General features: G+C 63.5%; 21 protein-coding genes. 13 read left to right on the top strand and 8 right to left on the bottom strand.

Annotation, left to right across the window (positions count from 1 at the left end; genetic code table 11):
- The first annotated feature begins 28 nt into the window (after positions 1-28).
- From F0P96_RS20985 to F0P96_RS10900, 3 genes are all read left to right on the top strand, one after another.
- Positions 29-193 carry a hypothetical protein gene (locus F0P96_RS20985; RefSeq protein WP_160620190.1) on the top strand — a complete coding sequence of 55 codons (165 nt, stop codon included), beginning with the start codon at positions 29-31 and terminating at the stop codon, positions 191-193.
- Positions 194-247: 54 nt separating this feature from the next.
- Complete coding sequence (locus tag F0P96_RS10905; RefSeq protein ID WP_151078890.1) at positions 248-1,036, top strand: hypothetical protein; 789 nt, start codon at positions 248-250, stop codon at positions 1,034-1,036.
- 331 nt (positions 1,037-1,367) lie between these two features.
- A complete protein-coding gene (locus F0P96_RS10900; protein ID WP_151078889.1) occupies positions 1,368-3,092 on the top strand; it encodes a T9SS type A sorting domain-containing protein in 1,725 nt (574 codons plus the stop codon).
- A 204-nt stretch (positions 3,093-3,296) separates the two neighbouring features.
- On the opposite strand, the gene F0P96_RS10895 is transcribed toward F0P96_RS10900, so the two are convergent.
- The gene (locus F0P96_RS10895; RefSeq protein WP_151078888.1) at positions 3,297-3,752 is read right to left on the bottom strand and encodes a nuclear transport factor 2 family protein; all 456 of its coding nucleotides are present in this window, start codon (positions 3,750-3,752) and stop codon (positions 3,297-3,299) included.
- 381 nt (positions 3,753-4,133) lie between these two features.
- Here F0P96_RS10895 and F0P96_RS10890 point away from each other — a divergent pair, with 381 nt between their 5' ends.
- Positions 4,134-4,682: a GNAT family N-acetyltransferase gene (locus tag F0P96_RS10890; RefSeq protein ID WP_151078887.1), complete on the top strand. Its 549-nt coding sequence runs from the start codon at positions 4,134-4,136 to the stop codon at positions 4,680-4,682.
- Positions 4,683-4,693: 11 nt separating this feature from the next.
- Here the strand turns inward: F0P96_RS10890 and F0P96_RS10885 are convergent, their stop codons facing one another.
- Positions 4,694-5,677 carry a GlxA family transcriptional regulator gene (locus tag F0P96_RS10885; protein ID WP_151078886.1) on the bottom strand — a complete coding sequence of 328 codons (984 nt, stop codon included), beginning with the start codon at positions 5,675-5,677 and terminating at the stop codon, positions 4,694-4,696.
- A 130-nt stretch (positions 5,678-5,807) separates the two neighbouring features.
- Between F0P96_RS10885 and F0P96_RS10880 the strand changes: the two genes are divergently transcribed.
- Positions 5,808-6,221 carry a DoxX family protein gene (locus F0P96_RS10880; protein ID WP_160620192.1) on the top strand — a complete coding sequence of 138 codons (414 nt, stop codon included), beginning with the start codon at positions 5,808-5,810 and terminating at the stop codon, positions 6,219-6,221.
- A gap of 318 nt (positions 6,222-6,539) precedes the next feature.
- Here the strand turns inward: F0P96_RS10880 and F0P96_RS10875 are convergent, their stop codons facing one another.
- On the bottom strand, positions 6,540-7,745 hold the full coding sequence (locus F0P96_RS10875) for an alpha/beta hydrolase family protein (protein ID WP_235917447.1): 1,206 nt from the start codon (positions 7,743-7,745) through the stop codon (positions 6,540-6,542).
- A 265-nt stretch (positions 7,746-8,010) separates the two neighbouring features.
- On the opposite strand from F0P96_RS10875, the gene F0P96_RS10870 reads away from it, so the two are divergent.
- From F0P96_RS10870 to F0P96_RS10860, 3 genes are all read left to right on the top strand, one after another.
- On the top strand, positions 8,011-8,715 hold the full coding sequence (locus F0P96_RS10870) for an START domain-containing protein (protein ID WP_160620194.1): 705 nt from the start codon (positions 8,011-8,013) through the stop codon (positions 8,713-8,715).
- Between the two features lie 159 nt (positions 8,716-8,874).
- Positions 8,875-9,240: a hypothetical protein gene (locus F0P96_RS10865; protein WP_151078882.1), complete on the top strand. Its 366-nt coding sequence runs from the start codon at positions 8,875-8,877 to the stop codon at positions 9,238-9,240.
- Between the two features lie 242 nt (positions 9,241-9,482).
- Positions 9,483-10,061, top strand: coding sequence for a hypothetical protein (locus F0P96_RS10860; RefSeq protein WP_151078881.1), 579 nt, complete (start codon positions 9,483-9,485; stop codon positions 10,059-10,061).
- A 153-nt stretch (positions 10,062-10,214) separates the two neighbouring features.
- Here the strand turns inward: F0P96_RS10860 and F0P96_RS10855 are convergent, their stop codons facing one another.
- Entirely contained in the window at positions 10,215-10,919 is a 705-nt protein-coding gene (locus F0P96_RS10855) for a DsbA family oxidoreductase (protein WP_151078880.1), read from the bottom strand.
- Positions 10,920-11,133: 214 nt separating this feature from the next.
- Between F0P96_RS10855 and F0P96_RS10850 the strand changes: the two genes are divergently transcribed.
- The 4 genes from F0P96_RS10850 to msrA all read left to right on the top strand — a co-directional run bounded on the left by F0P96_RS10850 (position 11,134) and on the right by msrA (position 14,020).
- Positions 11,134-11,673 (top strand): YdeI/OmpD-associated family protein, encoded by a 540-nt coding sequence (locus F0P96_RS10850; protein WP_151078879.1) that lies wholly within the window; start codon positions 11,134-11,136, stop codon positions 11,671-11,673.
- Between the two features lies 1 nt (position 11,674).
- Entirely contained in the window at positions 11,675-12,088 is a 414-nt protein-coding gene (locus F0P96_RS10845) for an SDR family NAD(P)-dependent oxidoreductase (protein WP_338074391.1), read from the top strand.
- Between the two features lie 116 nt (positions 12,089-12,204).
- Positions 12,205-13,284: a ferredoxin--NADP reductase gene (locus F0P96_RS10840; protein WP_151078877.1), complete on the top strand. Its 1,080-nt coding sequence runs from the start codon at positions 12,205-12,207 to the stop codon at positions 13,282-13,284.
- 55 nt (positions 13,285-13,339) lie between these two features.
- Complete coding sequence (msrA, locus tag F0P96_RS10835; protein WP_420840953.1) at positions 13,340-14,020, top strand: peptide-methionine (S)-S-oxide reductase MsrA; 681 nt, start codon at positions 13,340-13,342, stop codon at positions 14,018-14,020.
- A gap of 105 nt (positions 14,021-14,125) precedes the next feature.
- Here the strand turns inward: msrA and F0P96_RS10830 are convergent, their stop codons facing one another.
- Complete coding sequence (locus F0P96_RS10830) at positions 14,126-17,005, bottom strand: TolB family protein (RefSeq protein WP_151078876.1); 2,880 nt, start codon at positions 17,003-17,005, stop codon at positions 14,126-14,128.
- Positions 17,006-17,297: 292 nt separating this feature from the next.
- Entirely contained in the window at positions 17,298-17,876 is a 579-nt protein-coding gene (locus F0P96_RS10825) for a fasciclin domain-containing protein (RefSeq protein ID WP_151078875.1), read from the bottom strand.
- Positions 17,877-18,083: 207 nt separating this feature from the next.
- Here F0P96_RS10825 and F0P96_RS10820 point away from each other — a divergent pair, with 207 nt between their 5' ends.
- Positions 18,084-19,412: an MFS transporter gene (locus F0P96_RS10820; RefSeq protein WP_151078874.1), complete on the top strand. Its 1,329-nt coding sequence runs from the start codon at positions 18,084-18,086 to the stop codon at positions 19,410-19,412.
- A 487-nt stretch (positions 19,413-19,899) separates the two neighbouring features.
- On the opposite strand, the gene F0P96_RS10815 is transcribed toward F0P96_RS10820, so the two are convergent.
- Positions 19,900-20,499: a DUF4136 domain-containing protein gene (locus tag F0P96_RS10815; protein WP_160620196.1), complete on the bottom strand. Its 600-nt coding sequence runs from the start codon at positions 20,497-20,499 to the stop codon at positions 19,900-19,902.
- A gap of 142 nt (positions 20,500-20,641) precedes the next feature.
- Entirely contained in the window at positions 20,642-21,037 is a 396-nt protein-coding gene (locus F0P96_RS10810) for a hypothetical protein (RefSeq protein ID WP_151078872.1), read from the bottom strand.
- Positions 21,038-21,086: the final 49 nt, after the last annotated feature.

The following is a 21,086-nucleotide window of genomic DNA, read 5'->3' as shown; positions in this document are numbered from 1 at the left end:
ATAACGGCTTCCTGCCCGCCTTGCTGCCATGCCCGCGCCCACCGACCTGCACATCCGCCCGGCCACTTCCGCCGACGAAGCATTCATCCGCGCCGTGTACGAGCGCGCCGGCTTCCAGCAGGACATTCTGAAGTACGTGAAGGTGCTCGACCCACGACCCGCCGGGCCGCCCTCCTCCGAAACGAACACGTAGCACGCTACCGGGCAACTTGCTTCGTTATTGCGCGGCCCTTTCCCTTTGTCTGCCATGCCCTACTTTCTTTTCCTATGCGCGCTATTCCTCGAGTTGTTCCTCTCGGGTAGCGCGGTCTACGCGCAACTGACTTCCCAGGCCACCGACCTGAACGGGCGCTGGCAGACGGCCAAAGCGGGGTCGGAATTCATCATCGACGTAACCGGCCCGGCGGCCACCATTCGGGCTGTCATGGGCAAGGGCGTGGGTCCGGCTTTCGTGGGCGGCCACCTCTACGACAGCATCCGCTACGTGGGCCACAACACCTGGCGGGCCCGGCGCAACTACTGGCAACCCCGCCTCGGCGCCACAGGCGACGAGGGCTATTGGGCGAAGGCCGAGTGGTTGCGGCTGTACCTAAGCCCCGATAAGAACACCCTCACCGACAGCGCCCACTGGACCCTGTACCGCTTCACCCCCGGGCCCGCTACCGCGGCCGTGCCCCGGCGCAAAATCGTCCGCGACCTGGGCGGCGTTACGGGTACGTTCCGGCTGGAGGCCATGCCCAAAGGCGTGCCCACCGACTTTATTGTGGCCGATTTGGCCAACCGCACCACCGACCAGCGCGCTACCGTGCTGCTCAAAGCCGAAGATGGCAAAGTGAGGAAGCTGACCCTCGACCCCAAAGTGGCGGAGATGCACCAGTTTTCCGGCCGCAGCCTGGAGGTGCAGGTGCTCTATCATCCCTACAAAGCCCCCAAGCAGCAGCTGCGGCTCTTTGAGCTGGTACCAGGCCAGCCCCGCACCATCGTCAGCACCGCCAACCGCGAAATCAGCGCCAGCACTGTAACCCCACGGCCCTAATTTCTGCCGGCGTCCTTTTATACTCTGTCCCACGCTCGGCCTCCTCTGCGGACGCCGGGCGTGGGTTTTTTCCGCCGCGGGCTTGCGTACGTAGCCCCGCACCTCTTCACCGCCGGCGGCTTTCGTGCCAGGCAAAAAGCGCCGTATCCGACACCCGGAGGCAACCCATTCGCCCCGTAGTCCGAACGTGATAAAGCACCGACCCGGCCGGCATTTGTCAGCTGTTGACTACCACGGCAGAAGGCAGCCACTTTTCCCCGCTACCACCGATATTGTCAACCGGAATCGGGTAGCGTAATTGCTTGCCCGTTTCAGCCCAATTCCTACCCACATGCCTGCACGCCTACTCTCCTTACTAGCTGCCCCCGTAATACGGACGTGCCTCTTTGGGGCGGCCGCGCTCCTTTGCGGTACCGCACAGGCTCAAACGCCCGTTTGGCAAGCCGCCGCCGGTGCCGGCATCACCCAAAGCACCGGCGCCCTGGCCCAGGTATACGCCACCGTGGCCGACGCCAACGGCAATGCCTACATCACCGGCACCTTCAACGGAACCGCCCGCTTCGGCACCACCTTGGTTTCCAGCGCCGGCAGCAACGACGCCTTCGTGGCCAAGTGGAACGGCACCACCAACGCCTTCGACTGGGTACTCCCGCTCGGCGGCACCGGCTCTGACCGCGGCACTGCCCTGGCCCTAACCGGCAATACCCTTTACGTGGCTGGAATCTTCACCGGCACCGCCGCCCTGGGCGGCGTTCAGCTTATCAGCGCCGGGCAGGAAGATGGATTTGTGGCCAAAATCGTTGATGCCGGCAGCAGCGGCAACGTGGCTTGGGCCCGCTCGGCCGGCGGCAGCGGCTTCGACGGCCTCACCGGCGTGGCCGTCGGCACCACCGGCGTGTTCGTGACCGGTTCCTTCAATGGCACCGCCCAGCTGGGCGGCCTCAGCCTGAGCAGCAGCGGCAGCAACGACGTGCTGGTGGCCAAGCTCACCGACGCCGGCAGCACCGCCAGCTTCACCTGGGCCCAGCGGGCCGGCGGCACCGGTCCCGACCTCGCCCAGGCCATTGCCCTCAGCGGCCCCAACGTGTACGTGGGCGGCTACTACAGCAGCGCCTCGGCCGAGTTCGGCGGCATTCCCCTGCCTAACAGCAGCCTCAGCACCATCGACGGCTTCGTAACCAAACTCACCGACACCGGCGCGGCCGGCAACTTCGCTTGGGCCCAGCGCGTGAGCGGCCCGGCCGACGATTTGGTGCGGGCCCTGGCCGTGCGTGGCTCTACTGTGTATGCGGTCGGCAACTACAACAGCGCTACCCTCAGCGCCGGCCCCTTCACCTTGGGCAACAACGGCGGGTTCGATGTGCTGGTGACCAAACTGGTAGATGCCGGCGGCAGCGCCAGCTTTGCCTGGGCCTACAACGCCGGCGGCCCCGGCGGTGAGTCGAGCAGCAGCGTGGCCGTGGCCGGTTCCCACGTGTTTTTGACGGGCGGCTTCACCAGCTCCACCGTCAGCTTCGGCGGGACCATTCTCACCAATACCAACACCCTCACCGATGTGTACCTCGCCCGCCTCACCGACGCGGGTGCCTCGGCCAGCTTCACCTATGCTCTCAGCGCCGGTGCCGCCGGCGACGATTACGGCATCGGCCTGAGTATTGGCGGACCGCGCGTGTACGTGGGCGGCTCGGCGGGCAGCGCAGCGCAGTTTGGCGCGCACACACTGCCGCCTTCCTCCACCGGCGCGCCCACCGGCTTCATCGCCACCTTCACCGATGCGGCCATTCTGAGCACGGCTTCCACAGACTGGGCAAACGCCTTGGCCGTATACCCCAACCCGGCCCGCCACCGCGCCACCGTGCAGCTGCCAGCCTTGCCTACTTCCGCCGTCCTAGCCCTCACCGATGCCCTGGGCCGTACCCTTTGGCAGCACACCGCCCCGCCGTCGGCGGCCCACTCCACCCACACCGTGCCCCTCGGTCACTTGGCCGCGGGTGTTTATTACCTGCACGTGCAGACGGGCGCGCAGTCGGTGCGCCGCACGCTGGCCGTGGAATAAAGCGCGGCGTTTGGCAGCGCTAAAAGCCGCTTCTCGCCGTCAGGCTACTGCAAACGACAACGCCCCGACAAAATGCGTCGGGGCGCTGTCGTTTCCGGGCGCATACGCAGCCTGCTGTAAACACGCCGCGCCTTGCCTGCCGCCGCTGTTCGTGCCGGCAGCGGCGGCAGGCGTCAGCACCCAAAATTCAGCAGGCCCAGGTCGTCAGCGTTTCGCCGCCACGGCCGGTGCCGCCGGCACAATGGGCGTCGCCTGGGCCGAAGCTACCTGCCAGACGCCCGCGTTCTTAATCATGACCAGCGTGGCCGAGGATTTGCGCTCTGCCTGCCCCGCCACGCGGTTGCGCACCGTGCTGTTGATGATAGCCGTTGCGGGTCCGTAGAAGCGCACCTTCACGTCTTCGTAGACGAACATATCAAACGGCTTGACCGACTTGATGTAGGCCATGCGCTGGGCCTTGTTCATGCGCACGCCAAATTGGTCGACGAATAGGTAGTCGGGGGTGTAGTACCGGTCGAGGGCCTTCACATCCTGCTTCTTAATCACTGTTGCCAGGTTGGGCAGCATCGCGCGCAGGGCGGTTTCGTCGGCCGTGTGCGCCTGCCCGAAGCCCAGCGTGGTGGCCAGCAACAGTTTCAGGAACGTTATGAGGTATTTCATGGAAAACGAGAAGTAAGCGTGAGTGGCCAGCCCGCGCGGAGAGCGTAAACCGCTGGCCCGCGGCCACACGAATTGATATCAGAGCCTTCGATACGCGGCATTATGCCGCCGCTACCCACCATTGCCGCCCTACTGCCGGGGCTCCCGCTGCTTCTTCAGCAGAAGATACGCATTATATCGTTCGTTTCATATACTCACCTCGCCTGCCCGCCGCTACCGCCCGCCATCCATGTGCACGCTGCTGGTGCAGGAGCGCTGAAGCCCAGCGCGGCTGCAAGCAACACCCAGGTACCCTGAAATGAATTGTGGTTTGCTTAACCGTTGCGAGTAGGCGGTTATAACGCTCGCTGCCAAATGCCTCAGCGGCTATATCTTCCCAGCATGTTCACGGCCCTCTACTCCGATTCCATTACCCTGCACCTGATCAACGACGACAACCTCGCCGACATCTTCGCCTTGTTCCAGGGCTTCCCCGACTCGAAACCGATGCTGGCGGAGTTGATGCAAAACTACCTGCCGCGCTACGAGCGGGGCCGGCGCACCAACTTCGGCTTTTACTCCCTGCTCGACGGCGAGCTGGCCGGCATGACGCTGCTCACCGTCGACAGCTGGGAAGAGCGCGCCGGCTCCACCGGTGCCGACGTGTTTGCGCACATGCGCGGCCGGGGCGTTACGCCGCGCAGCAAGCCGCATTTGTTCTACCTCGCCTTCGAGCTGCTGGGCCTGAACCGCGTGGCTACCGGCTTTCGGGTGTCGAACCACGCCTCGCGCCGTTCCATCGAGAAAACGGCAGGCTTTCAGTACGAAGGCCGCATGCGCGAATCGGGCGTGAACGACGCGGGCGAATTCGAGGACGAACTGCTCTACGCCATCCTACGCCGCGACTGGGAACAGTTGTATGACAAGTCGTTGGTGCGGGTGATTGAGTAGCCGGGACTACCTCACGCCAGCACCGCCCGCTCGCGGTTGTACTTCTCGCGGTACTGCTTCGGCGACAGCCCGGTAATGCGCTTAAACGCCACCCGAAACGCTTTCGGGTCGGTGTAGCCTACCTGGTACATCACCTCGTTCACGTTCTCGCGCGACGATTCGAGGCTGTTTTTGGCCGCCTCAATCTTCACCCGCTGAATGTACTCGACTACTGAATTGGCGGTAGCTTTCTTGAAGCGCCGTTCTAGGTTGCGGCGGCCGAGCGCCAGCATGTCGGCCAGCTGGTCCACGGTCAGCTTTTCCTGGTAGTTGTCTTCGATGTAGGTCTGGGCGCGCTTGATGGGCTCGTCGCCGTGCTCTTTCTGCCCGTTGAAGATGACGAAAGCCGACTGACTCACCCGCTCGATGTCGATTTGAAAGACCTTGGCGCAGGTAACGGCCATGTCGCGGCCCGCGTATTTCTCGATGAGGTAGAGCACCAGATTGAGGTAGCTGAACGCGCCGCCACTGGAGTAGATGCCGTGCTCGTCGGTAATGAGCTTGTCTTCCACCAGCTCTACCTGCGGGAACATCGCCCGGAAGTAGTGCGCGGCGGCCCAGTGCGTGGTGCACTGCCGCCCGTCAATCAGGCCGGTGGCGGCCAGCAGGAACGCGCCCACGCACAGGCTGGCTACCTCGGCGCCGCGCTGGTACTTCTGCACAATCCAGGGCAGAAAAGCGCGGTTGGCTTCCAGCGCCGCACTCAGGTCGCCGTCGACGGCCGGAATGACCACCAAGTCGGTTTGCTGCACGTCGGCCAGCAGGTGGTTGGTGTGCACCTGGTACATGCCGCCGCACACGGGAGTGTCGGTCTGCAGGCCCACAAGCTGCACCTGAAACAGCGCGGGCTTGCCCATACGCTGCAGAAACGCATTGACCTCCGTGAACAGCAGCCGCGGCCCTTCGATACTGCCCAAAATAGCACCCTGGGGCACCAGAATCGAAATATGCTTCATGGTTCTAAGGTACGCTTTTAGGTGTCGTAATCAACCCGCAAAAGGTCGCATTCAGCCCCTTTCGCCGGGCAATTTGCTAATATTTTTGGTATGTAGTTCAAGCATGTCAAACCCATTAGCCAAACCAACCATGAAACCACAACGCACCACTGCCCTGTACTGGACCCTTACCCTGATTTTCGCCGCTTTTATGCTGCTGGCGGGCATTGCCGAGTTTCTCCAAAACCAGGAAGGCCAGGAAATCATGCGGCACCTGGGCTACCCGCTGCACGTGATGCGCGTCATTGGCTTGGGCAAGATTCTGGGTGCCCTAGCCATGCTCCAAACCCGGTTTCGCACCCTGAAAGAATGGGCTTATGCCGGTTTCACCTTCAACCTGCTGGGGGCCTGCGCCGCCCGCTATGCCGCCCACGACGGCATCGTGCTCATCGTTTCACCGCTGCTGTTTCTGGCATTCATGGCCTTCACCTACGCCCTGTGGAAAAAGGTAGCGCGGCCAGCAGCCGAACGCAGCCCCACCCTGCCGCTGGCGGTGGCCGCTTAGCGCATCGTCTGTGCCTTCTCATGCGTCGTTTTTCCGCCCATAAAACGCTTGCCCTTGCCGCGCTTTTGCCGGCAACTGCCGCAGTGACCAAGCTGGCCTCGGCGGCGAGTTGCGCATTCAGTCCTTCGCCGGTACGCGCACGACTGAGAGTATGCCGGCCGAAGCCCAGTAAGGCGTATGGCACGCCCGGCTTACCAACGGCACCCAAGTGCTGGCCAAGTTACAATCCCAGTTGTCTGCATCGTCCGGAAGCGAAGCGGTCGGCACTACGCCTCAGACTTGCATCACACGAGGCAGCAGTCCAGCGTTTCGGCAGCGCTAGAACTGCGAAATGAAAGCAAACGACTCCAAGACGTAGCTGGGGGCCGAGGTGAAGTGGTTGCCGCCCTGAATGGGGTGCAACTCGACCTGCGTGGCGCCGCGGGCCCGCATGGCGCGGTAAGCGTCTTCGGAGTTGAAGTAGGGGACGTAGTTGTCGGCGGTACCGTGAAACAGGGCCAGCGGGGCTTTCGGCTTCCAGTCGTACACGTCGTTGTCGCGGAAAGCGGCGGCCAGCGGCGCATCGGAGCCGCTGATGACGGCCTGCCGGAAGCCGGGCGAAAACAGCTCCTGCGCCTGCTGCGGCACCGGGCCGAAGGGGTTGGCCTGCAGCTGCGCGGCCCAGGGCGCATTCAGGTAGTACGACCACGGCCGGTTGAGGCCGTACACGCGGTTGTAGGTGTCGAGCACCCACACGTAGGAACTCAGGAAAGGCAGCGGCTCGGTGGTGTTCATGATGTGCCGGGCGAAGGCCGTTTTGTGGTAGGCACCCGCGCCCGGCGCGCTGGCCGTCACGCTAAACTCGCCGGCGTACTGCTCTTCCAACAGCTTGTGCAACGACATGGTTGCGAAACCGCCCTCGGAGTAGCCCATCAAAAACAGCTTCTTGTTGAGGGCGAATTGCTCCTGCTGGCAAAACTCGCGGGCGGCCCGCAGCATATCGGCCGAGGCCGAAGCTAGGGAGGCGGCCTGCTCGTAAGGGTGCGGCAGCGCTTTGGAGGCGCCGTAGCCAATATAGTCGGGTGCCGACACCACGTAGCCCGTGGAGGCCAGTACCGACACCGCCGACCAGATTTCGCTGCTCGAACTGTAGTACGACGGCGCGTGGTTTTCTTCGTCGGGCTGAATGGTGCCGTGCTGGTAGCTAAGCAGCGGCAGCGCCTGGGGGGCCACCGGCACCAGCAGCGCGCCCGACGCGGTAACGTTCCTACCGTCGGTGTTGCGGGTGCTGTAGGTAAGCCGGTACGCCCGTACCGGGTATTTCACCAGCGCCCCGGCCAGCGGAATGCTTGCCACGCGCCCCGCCAGGGTGGCCGGGCTGTACTCACCAATGAGGGTGCTGCCGACCAGGCGGGTTTCGGGAGCGGTGGTTTCCTGCGGCGCGGCGGCCTCTTTGGTGCAGCTAATGCCCGAGGCCGAACTGAAACCGGCCCACACAAGAAACGCAAAGCGGGCAAGACGAGAGGAGAAAAACGGAACCAACACGGCGGAGAAGATGGACAGGTGAAGCGTATGGCCTTACAACACCCGGCGGCGCAAAAAATTTCGTTTCGGCACATGGGGCCTCGTGTTGCCGCCGGCGCACGGCAGCAGCCATTTTCCGTAGGTCAGCGCCCTTTCTCAAGCGCAGTCAGCCGGCTTTCGGGCGGCGGGTGGAATGGACACCCCATTTTTGGGGTTGCGCTATTGCCATCTGTCTTTGTATTTTTACCAACTGACATTGTCAGCCTTTCCCCAATTGCCCATTTCGATGCGTCTCTCCAGTGCGTGCTTCGCCCTGCTGCTCACCGTACTTTGCCCCGCTGCCAGCGGGGTAGCAGCCGAGCGTGCGCCACGTGCTGAAACGAAAACCCACTGGCGCCTCGAAACCGACAAAGAAGGCATCAAGGTGTATTCAAGGGTGTCTGACGACAGCCGGTTCAAGGAAATCAAGGTGCACTGCGAAATGCCCGGCACGCTCTCGCAACTGGTGGCCATGTACTCCGATGTCGACCAGTACCCCTACGTCATCAGCAACACCAAATCGGCCCGGCTGCTGCGCCGCGTGAGCGAAACCGAGCTGTTTTACTACCTCGAAACCCAGATGCCCACGCCCGTGGCCAACCGCGACGTGGCCATGCGCCTGCAGTTTTCCTACGATGCGGCCTCCCAGCAGCTGCTCATCAGCACTACCCACGCCGCGGGCTTGGTGCCGCCGCAGCCCGGCCGGGTGCGTGTGCCCTATTGGTCGGGCCTCTGGACGGTGCGGCCGCTCACGCCCAACCGCCTGCAGGTTGACTACACTTTTCGCGTGGACCCAGGCGGCGAGCTGCCTACGTGGCTCGTGAACATGGTAGCCCCGGTGGCGCCGTACCGCTCGTTTGTGCAGCTGCGCCGCGCGTTGCAGCTCCCGCGCTACCAGGGCCGCTCGTTTGCATTCCTGAGTGGCCCCGCCGCTACCACGTCGCAACGGTAGCACACTTCCTTGCCTTACTGTTTTTACCGCAATCGGCTGGCTTTTTGTAGCTGCCCGGCTGCTTTTGTATGCGCATGGCACAATAATTTTCTATGAAATTATTTGATTATTCTATTAATTTATTTACCTATGCTTATACAACCACCAACCTCTCCACCTATGCTTTCCACTGCTACTCAGCCCGCTTGGCCCAGTGCTGCCACGCTGCGCCTGCCTGCCCGCACCAACTTGCGGCACCAACCCAAAAAGGCGTTTCTCGCCTCGCCGGCCGCCCGCGAAGAACTCTTGGGCTTTTTGTCGCTCAATGCCCATTTCACCACGGCCGACATTGCTGATCTGCGCGACCTGCTGGCCCAGTATCCGGCCGCAGCGGTGTACAACGCGGTGCAACGGGCCTGCCGGGAACATCTGCAACAGCAGCTCACGGCAGCCGACCGCGCGGCGCAAGAGCAGCTCAACAAGATGCTGCTCACGCCGCTGTTTCATTTTGCCTGCACCCAGCGTCTCTCCCACGCCACGGCCTGATCGGGCTGCACCCGAATCTGGCCGGCCCCGCTCCCCGGTTGCTTGCTTCGCCTGTAGGGCGAGGCAGCGGCCGGGGAGGCGCTTTTACAAGACCGGCCGGTAGCACGGCGTTGCAGCCTAGCTCATCGGGCTGTCCGCCGCTTTCTGGCAACGACGCAGCGGATGATGTGGTACTGTAGCCGACATTTATGCTTATTCTTATCGGCCGAATCTGCTTTTCTACTTGCTCAACCTCCCCACGCATGAAATACGTTTCCCTTTCTCTGCTGGCAGCCACGCTGCTGGCCACTAGCTGCAACCAATCGGCGCCCGGCGGAGAGCAGCCGGCCGGCCAGCCTACCGAACAGGCAGCGGGCCAGTCGGCAGATACTACTGCCAGCGGGGCCACTAGCACTACGCCGGCCGACGCCGCTGATACTGCCCCCGCCGCGCCCGAAACCGTGCAGCTTTCGTTCCGCTTCAAGCCCGTGGCCGACGTCGACCCGATGATGCCCAAAACCACGGCTTTCTTGGTGATGAAGGGCAAGGAAACCAAGGAAATCGAACTGGGCCGCTTCATTGGCAAACCCGACTTGGTGGACGCTGAAAAAGCCAAGCGCGCCGAATTTCCCGGCAGCATGTTGCTCGGTTTCCGCAGCTACGACCCCAACAGCGGCACCGGCGACGACCTGGCCGTGATGCAAGGCACCGGCGGCCGCCTCCAAATTTTGCAGCGCCGCACCGACGAAACCGCCGACAAGCCCAAGGAATTTCAGACAGCCCGCGAAATTCCGATGCCCGCTAACATTCAACTTGAAGCCGCCCCGGTTGGCAAAAAGTAGAGCGCCGCTTCGCGCTACCGGCACAGGCCCGACAACAGCGAAGCCCGCCCCAATTGGGGCGGGCTTCGCTGTTGTTGCACCGCTGTATGCGCAAGTTCGCTACGTGGTTCTCTCACCACAAAACGGGCAGCAGCCAACTGCTGAAACTCGGCGTTAGTCGCACACGCCATCCACGGTGCAGGAGCCGCCGGCGGGGCTGATTTCCTGCAGGGCCGGCTTGGGATTGAATTCGTCCCACACCTTTTCCAGCACTTCCTGGAACAGCTCCGTGGGTTGCGCGCCCGACACGGCGTACTTGTCGGCGAAGACGAAATAGGGCACGCCGCGCACCCCAATCTGCCGGGCCTGGTACTCGTCGTGGCGCACATCCTGGGCAAACTCGTCGGAGGTAAGCACGCGGGTTACGCCCTCGGCGGGCAGGCCCAGCTCGGTGCCGAGGCGCTGGAGCGTGGGCACGTCGTCCACGTTCAGCCCGTCTTCCATGTAGGCTTTGAAGAGGCGTTCCTTGGCGGCGTCCTGCAGGCCGTGTTGGGCGGCCAGATGCACCAAGCGGTGGGCCCGGAACGTGTTGGCCGGAATGGCTTTGTCGAAGTCGAAATGCAGACCTACTTCGGCGGCCGTTTGGGTCATGTTGTCGCTCATTTGCTTGGCCCATTTCACCGAGCGGCCGTATTTGGCGGCCAGTCGCTCGTTGAGGTTACCGGCGGCCTGGGTTTTAGCTTCGGGATCGAGCTCGAAGCTGCGCCACACGATTTCCACATCGTCGCGGTGGGCAAATTGGGCCAGGGCATTTTCAAACTTGCGCTTGCCGATGTAGCAAAACGGGCAAACGATATCGGACCAGATTTCTACTTTCATTTTCTCAGAATTTGGGGCATAAGCCGGTTGGCCGCCGAAAAGTTTGCGGCAGTGCAGCTACCCTGTTCGCCGGCGAATAGCATTGGGGTAAAACACTACTTGTGCCGCCATAGTTCGCCAGGTTCCGGCTGCGACTTGGAGACTCCACAGATACTATTTTGCACCCGGTTTCCGGCCGTTCCATTAGGCTTCTATTTTGCCCGAACACCCACTCATGCCGCGCTCCGCTGCCTCCCCCAATCCGCCCCGCTCCGCTTCCGCTTCCGACGTGTATTTCGAAGCCGTGCTGGAGCCGGGCGGCCCCAGCTTTATGCCCACCCAGATTGTGATGGTGCCGCTGGAGGCCTTTGAGGCTCTCGGCGGCAAGGTCACCAAGCGTGTGATGGGCACGCTCAACGATTATCCGGTGCGCCTGACGCTGATGCCCATGCAGGGCGGCGAGCGGTACCTGATGATCAACAAAGACCTGTGCCGCGCGGCGCGGGTGCAACTCGGCCAGCGCGTGCACCTTCGGCTGGTACCTGACCCCGACCCCGACTTTGTGGAAGTGCCCGAAGAATTGGAGGAAGGGTTGGCCGCTTGGCCCGAAGCCAACGCCGGCTACGAACGGCTGCCGCCCGGCGTCAAGCGGGCATTGGTGCAGCACATCAACAGTGCCAAGCGGCCCGAAACCCGCACCCAGCGCGTGCTCAACGCCCTGCACCAACTAGTGGCCGGCCGCAACCCCATCCGCCCGCTGCACAAAGACATGTAGCATTTGGGGTAGCGGCAACATTCTGCAGGTATCGAGCATCGGCAAAATGCTGCCGGGGCCGCTGCAGTCGATGTACCACGGCACCAAGTCCTTCGTCACGTCGTTTACCGAGGCCATTTGGGAGGAAACCAAGGACTCGGGCGTCACCATCCCGGCGCTGCTGCCAGGGGTGACGGATACCGACTTCTTCCGCAAGGCCGACATGGAACGCTCCAAGCTGGTGGCAGAGGGCAGCAAGGCCAACCCAGCCGACGTGGCCAAGGACAGCCACGAAGCCCTGCTGGCTGGCAAGGCCAAAGTAGTGTCGAGCTTCATGAACAAGGTGCAAGTGGCCGTCAGCAACGTGGTTCCCGACAAACTGGTGGCCGCTAACCTGCATGCGCAGGGCAAGCCCGTCAACGATGCCCAGCAGTAAGCCACCGGATTTCCGCCAGAGCAACCGCCCCTTTCAACGCCCGTTGATCGGGGCTTTTTGTGGGCCGCTGCTGGGGCGGCTTTCGCTCCCGTGCGCGGCGTGCCGTATGTTGCAACATGCCCGCCGAAGCCGCCACCATTCCCCACTCCCCCTCCCGCACGCTGCGCATCAGCGCAATTCGCTCCGAAGCGCCCGACGCCAAAACCTTCTTCCTCGAGCCCACCGACGGCCTGCCGCTGCCCTACCAGGCCGGCCAGTACCTCACGCTGGTGCGCCCCGCCCCCGAGGCCCCCCACGCCGTGCGCCGCTCCTATTCCATCAGCTCGGCGCCGGTGCTCAACGAGCCGCTGGCCATTACCGTCAAGCGCGTGCCCAACGGCCTGTTCTCGCGCCTGCTCGTCGACCGTGCCCAGCCCGGCGACCTGCTGGTGAGCAGCGGCGTGGGCGGTTTCTTCACCCTGCCCGCCAACGCGGCCGACTACCAACAGCTGATACTGCTGGCGGCCGGCAGCGGCATCACGCCCTTGTTTGCGCTGCTCAAAACCGCCCTGCACGGCCACCAGCAGTTGCGCGTGCTGCTCGTCTACAGCAACCGCACGCCCGCCGATGCCATCTTCCACGATGCCTTGCACCAGCTGGGCCGGCAGTTTCCCGCGCGGCTGCACATCGAGTGGCTGTTCAGCAACGACCCCGACCTGAACCGCGCCCACCTGCACAAGGAGCTGCTGAAAACCCTCGTGCGCCAGCATGTATCGGCGCCGCTGGCTGCCACGCTGGCCTACCTCTGCGGCCCACTGAACTACATGCGCATGGGCACCTACGGCCTGCGCGAGTTGGGTCTGCCGCGCGACAATCTGCGGCGCGAGTTGTTCAACACCGAAGCCGCCACCGTGCCCCACACCGTGCCGCCCGACACCGCCGCGCACCGCGTAACGGTGCAGCTGCGCGGGCAGGCGCACACGTTCGAGGCGGAGTACCCGCGCACCATTTTGCAGGCCGCCCGCGCCCAGGGTTTGGTATTGCCCTACAGCTGCGAGGCCGGCCGCTGCGGCAACTGCGTGGCCCGCTGCACCGCCGGCCAAGTTTGGATGAGCGTCAATGAAGTGCTGACCGAGCGCGACCTAAGCCGCGGCCTGGTCCTTACCTGCACCGGCTACCCCGTGGGCGGCGACGTGCAACTGGAAATTGGCACCTGAAGGGGATGTAGCGCGAACCGAATCAAATACGCGGCTCGTACGTTTTCCTATCATGATGAAACGCTTGTTTATTCTGCTGCTGACGGCCATGGGCGCTGCCAGCTGCGACGCCGGCTCGGGCAACCCCGTAACTGCTGCCCTGGCCCAGGCCGACGGCCGCGACCATAGCTTTGCCACGCTGCCCAAACAACAGCCCGGCGAGGCTGTGGCCACCTTTGCCAGCGGCTGCTTCTGGTGCACCGAGCACGTGTACGAAAGCCTGAAGGGCGTGCGCACGGTTATTTCGGGCCACGCGGGCGGCACCACCGTCAGCCCCACCTACGAGCAGGTGTACGGCGGCGGCACCGGCCACGCCGAGGCCGTGCAGGTGTACTATGACCCCAAAGTCATCAGCTACGCCACGCTGTTGCGGGTGTTCTTCGTGCAGCACGACCCTACTACGCTCAACCGCCAGGGCCCCGATGCCGGCGACGAATACCGCTCGATTGCCTTCTACCGCACCCCGCAGGAAAAGCAGCAGATTGAAGCCGAAATCAAGCGGGTAAATGCCTCGCACCGCTACCCCAACCCGGTCGTGACACAGGTAGTGCCGTTCAAGGTTTTTTACCCGGCCGAGCGCTACCACCAAGACTACTTCCATAACAACCCCAACGACCCCTACGTGCGCAACGTCTCGACGCCGCGCTTCAACAAATTCGCCAAGGAATTTCCGCAGCTGCTGAAGCCGGGCGCCTAGCCGCACACCCTACGCCGTTTCGCACCAATGCCCCGTCCGGTAACGCCAAACGGGGCATTGATGCTTTGACCGAATTCGGTTTTGGCCCGTGCTTTTCACGTAGCTCTAAATTCCGATATCGAGCACCAGCGGGTCGATTTGCCAGGTCTTGCGGTAGGTGTCGTAGGTAGCGCGCAGGCCGGTTTCGAGCGGGGTGCGCAGGCGCAGAAAGTTGAACACCACCGAGCCGCTTACGCCCACCGTGCGGTAGTTGTAGCGGCCCACAAACCGGTCCACGTTGCGGCCCTGCGCTACATCGGCGAAACCCACGGCCTTAAAGCGCTGCACGTACAGCCAGCGGCCCAGGCTCCAGTGCGTGTCGGCCAGGGGCAGGCGGTAGTCGAGGCTGGCGGTGGCCAGGCGGTCGAAGCTCACGTAGCCGTTGCCGCGCGGAAACGACACGGCCGCCGCAAACTGGTACTCGCGCTGCCGCTGCCGCTGGTAGCCACCGCGCAGCCGAATGCTATGGTGCTTGCCCAGGCCGGGCAAGTACACGCTGCCCAGGGCCGCGAGCTGCGTGGCATCGAGGCCCTGCCCAAAGGGCGTGGTGCGCCACGTCAGCAGCACGCTTTCGCCCCAGCGCGGCCCCACGTCGCGGGCACTTTGCTTGAGCTGCCGGGCGTAGGTGAAGGTGGTTTGCACGGCGTTCAGCGGGTTATTGGGGCCGACGTCGGAGAGGAAGCGGGCCGGCAGCTCGTAGCCGTTCACTTCTTCGTGCAGGTAGTACACACCCAGGCTCAGGGCCTGCAAATACTTGGAGCGCGTGAGGGTGAGCGGCAGCCGCAGGCCGGCCGTGAGCTGCGTGCTACGCCACTGGTCCCGGTAAATCTGCCCTTGATAAACGATGCCCGCGTTGCGTCCGCCGTGCGTCAGGTCCACGTCGAAAATGGGAAAGCGGCCCTGGTAGCTCACGCCGGTAAAGAGTGCGGCCGTGCGCTCGGTCTGGTCGTAGCTCACGCCCGCAATGGCCTGCGTGGTGTTCAGCAAGTCCTGCGACCGAACGCCCACGCTCAGCCCGTTGCCGGCCGGGCTCTGCACCAGCCCGTAGCTGAACACGTTGAACGCGTGGCGCAGCGGCGAATACGGCGTCGCGGGAAATGCAGCAGCGGTTTGCGCCGAATCGGCGGGTGGCAGCAGCTCGCCCACTTGCTTAGTGCCGGGGTCACGGGCTGCTAGGGTTTGCACGTAGGGCTGCGGGGCATCGGCGGCGGGCGGCGCAACGGGCTGCCAGGTGGCCGGCTCCAGTGGCATTTCCACGACGCGGCTGCCCTGGGCACGTTGGTCGTGGAAAGCGAGGTGGCGGCCGCCGGGCGCTACGGCGGCGTGGTAGGCGCCAATGGCGCGGCTGGTTACCTGGTACGTCTGGCCGGTGCCGGTGTGCACGGCATACACATTGTCGATACCCGACTGCGGCGAGTTGTACAGCACGTACTCGCCCCAGGGCTGCGGGTTCGAAAGGTTCACGTTGGCCACCGGCAGCAGGGCGCGGGCCACACCGGTGGCGGGGTCGAGGACTTCGATGGTTTTGCCGCCGCGCCGGAGCGTGACGGCAACCAGTTGCCGGCCGTCGGGCGTCCAGCGCGGTTGCAGGTAAAAGTCGTTTTCGGGGTTCGGCAGGGTTTGCTGCACGGCGCCGGTGCGGGCATCGAGCAGCACGAGACGGTGGTGGTAGGCCGAGTCGGTGGTGGTGGCCACGAGGCGCAGGCCGTCGGGCGAGAGGGCCGCGCCGGTGTAGCGGGTGCGCGTGGTGAGGCGTGTGAGCTGGCCGCTGGCTACGTCCAGAATGCGCAGCTCGGAATACACTTGCTGGCCCCAGCGCGGGTGGTTGCGAAACTCCGGCCACACGGCCTTGCCAGCCGCCACCGACAGCATTTCGGGAAAATTAACGAGGCCGGGCACGAACACTTTCCGCTCCTGCTTCCCGTTGCGGCTCAGCAGCACAAACTGCGCGATGTCGCCCAGCCCGCTTTTCACGGCCAGCACCGAGCTGTCGGTCAGGTACTGCGGATACTGGTAGTTGGTGAAGATTTTGGTGCCGGCCTGCCCGCCGAAATCGTGCGCATCGGTGAGTTGCAGGCCTTGCTGCTGCACGCGCCAGGTGGAGTCCAGCTCGGCCATGCTGCGGGCGTACACGTCTTCCACGCGCAGGCCGGTGGCGTGCCGGATGCCGGCCGAAAACGAGAACGGGTAAAACGGAAATTTGTAGTAGTGGTCGAGGGCCGCGTCCCACACCGCGGGACCGTAGTGGGTTTTCAGGTACGAGGTCAGGAAGTAGCCCAGCTCGTACCAGTTCGGCACTTGGTCGCGAAACGAGCCGCACGCGGCCTTCTGGTAGTCGTAGCGGCGGCCGGCCAGCAGGTTGCTGCGCAGGCCCGCGCCGAAATCGGGCATGCGGCCCCGGCCGCTGCGCGTGAGGGCAGTTTCGTTGCCCACGGCGTCGCCCTCGAAAAACCACTGCGGCATGCCCACCGACATGACGCCCAGCGCGCCGTCGCCGAACAGCGGGTAGAGCACGCGCCCCAGCCCCTGCCGGGCTTTGCTGAACTGCGCCGCGTGCCGAAACTCGTGCGCCACCAACCCGTCGAGCCAGTCGACGGTGCCGACCGAGAGCTGCTGCGGCGGCGTGGTGAAAAACTCGGCGTGCCAGGGCAGAAACGTCACGAAGGCGTTGCCAACGGTGGTCTGCGTTTGGAGCACCACCGGCAGCCGGTGCGTCAACACACCCAACGACGCGCCACCGGCGTCGTGCACCTGCTCCAGCCGCCGGGCCGTGCGCTGGGCGGGCGCCGCAAACCCCTCGGGGTAGATGACGCGGAAGTGCGGCGTGCGGATTTGCTGCCAGCGCAGCGCGGGCCGGTTTTGGTCGAGCACGGGCAGCGACTGGGCCGCGGCAGAAGCGGCCAGCAGCGTGGCGGCTCCCGCAAGGGAAAGCGTGAAGCGGAGCATTACCCGTAAAGCTGCCCCGCAGCGGCGGCATTTGCAACCGGGCGGCCCTGCGGCGCAGCGGAAGAGGCTGGCGCCGGGGATGCTAGGAAGGATATACACAACCGTCATACCGCGGCGCCGCCGAAGCAGCTTGCGTGTTTACTTCAATCCTAGTTCCTCCCCAGTGTCAGCCCGCGAGATACTTCGCTCACACTCCGCATAACGAACTGGGTTTTCAGGCAATAAAAACCGCCCGCCGATTCCTGAATCCAGAAATCGGCGGGCGGTTCCGGCTTTCAGACCGGCGCTGATATTAGTTGGGCATCAGCACTTTGTCGATGACGTGAATCACACCGTTGCTCTGGATTACGTCGTAGGTCGAGATGCACGACACGTTGCCTTTCTCGTCGGTCAGCACCACGTTTTTTGGGCCGTTCATGGTGGCCGTCAGCGTGCCGCCGCTCACGGTTTTCAGCGCGGCCGTGCCTTTACCGGCTTTGATGGCGGCCAGGATTTTATCGGCCGTCATGTTGCCGGCTACCACGTGGTAAGTCAGGATTTTGGTGAGCGTGGCCTTGTTTTCGGGCCGTACCAACGTTTCCACGGTGCCAGCGGGCAGGGCAGCAAAAGCGTTGTTGGTCGGGGCGAAAACCGTGAAGGGGCCCTTGCCCTGCAGCGTCTCCACGAGGCCAGCGGCCTTCACGGCGGCTACCAGCGTGGTGTGGTCTTTCGAATTCACCGCGTTGGCCACAATGTTTTTGTTGGCGTACATCGCCTCGCCGCCCACCATAACGGTGCCGGCCGGGGTCATTTTGGCTTGAGCCGAAGTTGAGGTAGCGGAAGCGGCGCCGAGCAGGGCAACGAAAGCGAGGGAAAGCAGATGCTTTTTCATGGTAGGGAAATGGTGAGGATGTTGGAGAGTTGGCGGCATCTACGGCACGGTTGAGCTAGCCGGATTGCGTGGCGTCGGTATTTGCCCTCGGCCCGGCCCCTACCGTAGGTAGATTTTTTTCGGGCCGCCCAGCGCCCGGCGCCGTCGGTTAAGCGGCCGGCTGTTTCTTTCCGAAGGCCCATCTTGCGGCGCCATTTTCGCTTCTCCATGCCCACCAGCCCCGCCACCGTGTCGCGCACCATGTCCTCGCGCATCCGCTCCATCGTCAGCGGCTCCATCGGCAACCTCGTGGAGTGGTACGACTGGTACGTATACTCGGCGTTTGCCTTGTATTTCGCGCCGGCGTTTTTCCCGAAAGGCAACCTCACGCTTCAGTTGCTCAACTCGGCCGCCGTGTTTGCGGTGGGCTTTCTGATGCGCCCGCTCGGTGGCTGGCTGATGGGCGTGTACGCCGACCGCCACGGTCGCAAAGCCGCGCTGTTGGTATCGGTACTGCTGATGTGCGCGGGCTCTTTGCTCATTGCCCTCACGCCCGGCTACGCCACCATTGGCGCGGCGGCGCCAGCCCTGCTGGTGCTGGCGCGGCTGCTGCAAGGCCTGAGCGTGGGCGGCGAGTACGGTACCTCGGCCACCTACCTGAGCGAAATGGCCGACCAGCGCAACCGGGGCTTCTTTTCCAGCTTTCAGTACGTGACGCTGCTGGCCGGACAACTGCTGGCTTTGCTGGTGCAGCTGGGCCTGCAAAACCGCCTCACCGAGGCCGAGCTGTACGACTGGGGCTGGCGTGTGCCCTTTGTTATTGGGGCGGCGGCGGCGCTGTCGGCGCTGTACTTGCGCCGCAGCATGGACGAAACCGATGCCTTCGTGCAGCAGCAATCGGCGGGCCCCATTGATGCTGCGCCCGCCGAAGCCGTGCCTACCCCCAGCAAGCTGCAACTGCTCTGGCAACACCCGCGCGAGGTACTCACTGTGGTGGGCCTCACGCTCGGCGGCACGCTGGTGTTCTACACCTTCACCACCTACGCCCAGAAATTCCTCGTCAATACCGCCGGATTCAGTAAAGACCAGGCAACGCTGATTTCCTTCGGGGCGCTGGCCATGGCCCTGCTCATGCAGCCCCTCATGGGCGCCCTCTCCGACCGCGTGGGCCGGCGGCCGGTGCTGCTGTTTTTCGGCGTGGGCGCCACCCTGGGCACCGTGCCGCTGATGACCTTGCTGGGCCAGGCGCACAGTGCATTGGCCGCTTTTAGCCTGCTGGTAGTGGCGCTGTTCATCATGAGCGGCTATACCGCCATCAACGCCGTAGTAAAGGCCGAGCTGTTTCCTGCCGAAATCCGCGCCCTGGGCGTGGGCCTGCCCTACGCCCTCACCGTCGCTATTTTCGGCGGTTCGGCCGAATACGCGGCGCTGCAGCTCAAAGACTGGGGCGTAGAGGCGTGGTTTTACTGGTACGTAACGGCCTGCGCGGCTTTTTCGCTGCTGGTGTACTGGCGCATGCCCGACACCCAGCGCACCTCGCGCATCGAAACCGACTAGCCTGTTGGGAAGACCCGCGACAACGAAAAAAGCCGCGGCCCACGGGGCAGCGGCTTTCTGCGCTATTTCAAACTAAAGACCTCTCGGCCTTCGGCATAGCAAACTTTTGCGCTGGAAAAATAGTGCCGTTCGATTTCCAAAATCAGCCTTTAGCCATCAGATTATCAAACCATTACCCATTTACCCCATCCAGAGTGCAACCCTACGCACTCGGCTGGTTGTGTTCTGGCTGCGTCAAGCTCAGCGCCAAGGCCTTGCCTTGTTGCCCGCAAATGCGTTGCTTACCGGTGAGGATTGCCTTTCCCAAACCGGTTGTTCATGCGTTTCAGCCGCTTCGTAGGCCGTTTGGCCCGCGGATGGTACTACTGCCGCAAGTAGCCATTTGCCCTGCGCAGTGCCCGTAGCGCCCCGCCAGCAGCGGGGGCAGGGTGGTTGTCTCCCCTAAAAAATACCGGCAATCCAGCCCACGCAGCAGCTTCGGGCCGGCTTATTTTTTCTCCACCGGAAACTTATCGAGGATGTCGCGGGCGGCTTCGGCAAACTGCTTGCCCAGGCGCGAGGGGTCGTTGAGGGGGTCGATGATGGTGCCGCGCCACACGAGGTTGTTGGTTTTGGCGTCGATGATGTCGAGCACCATCGTGCCTTCCTGGTAGGTTTCGGTGTGCGAGCCGCTGTAGGCGGGCGTGTACCAGTAGCTGTAGTTTACCGGAATGAGGGCGCCGCGGTAGCGCACCAGGTACGGGTAGGTAACCAGTTGCGACGGCCCAGTGGGGTTGGCCACCACGCGCTCGGCATCTTCCACGTACAGGTGCGTCGAGACAAAAAAGTCGGGCTGGCCTTCGGTGCGGGTGATGCCGCGCTTGGCCATTTCGCTCTCGATGGCTTGGGCAATGGTGGCGTCGGTGATGGAACTGGTGAGAACCGGGCGGGTGGTGCCCTGGGTTTTCACCTCGGTTTCGGCTATGGCAAACGTGCGGTACTGACTGAAGTCGACGCCGCTGCGTTGCTCCACGTTGACGGCCGGCGAGCAACTACCCAGCAGAACCGCGAGGCAGAAAGCCCAAAGGGAAGTGAGGCGCAATTTCATAGGTAGCAGATGGTTAGGATGAAATTTCATCCTACGTCATACTCGCCCAGCCTCCAGAAGTTGCCCGCGCAGTGCTTTCCCCTTGGCGGTTTGGGCCCGCAATCAATGGTTGCCAGCTGCTCACTCCGCTGTGGGTGCCCGCCTACATTTGCTTCAGCCAGGACGTTGCGGTGTCGATGTTGTCGAAGGCCACCACCACGGGCTTAAGGGTGTGTTGCAGGGTGAGGTCGGTGCTGAGGCGGCTGTAGATGTTGGGCGAATACACCCACGCGAAGTACTCCAAGCCGCCCTCGGCCATGGCCGGAAACCAGACCCGGCCGCCCCACTCCGCCGCTTCCGACCAGATGGTTTGCACCCGGCGGTTGTCGTTGAGCACCTTGCGGCACCGCTCAACCTTCAGCAGTTCAAGCATTTTTAAGCACCCGGCCTGCACCGACAGCAAATCCTGATGCGCCTGCCAATCGACGTACAGCCAATCGTTGAGGTAATCGTAGGAAATAGTGAGCGTGTGGTCTTCGTGCAACAGGCGAAGGGCCATGAGAGGGGCAATAGGCAGAAACGAATCAGCTCTGAACGGCCGGCGCGGC

This window comes from Hymenobacter busanensis (assembly GCF_008727865.1).
GTDB classification, from domain to species: domain Bacteria; phylum Bacteroidota; class Bacteroidia; order Cytophagales; family Hymenobacteraceae; genus Solirubrum; species Solirubrum busanense.
Note: the sequence above shows the minus strand (reverse complement) of the source record. Positions and strands in the feature narration are given on the sequence as shown.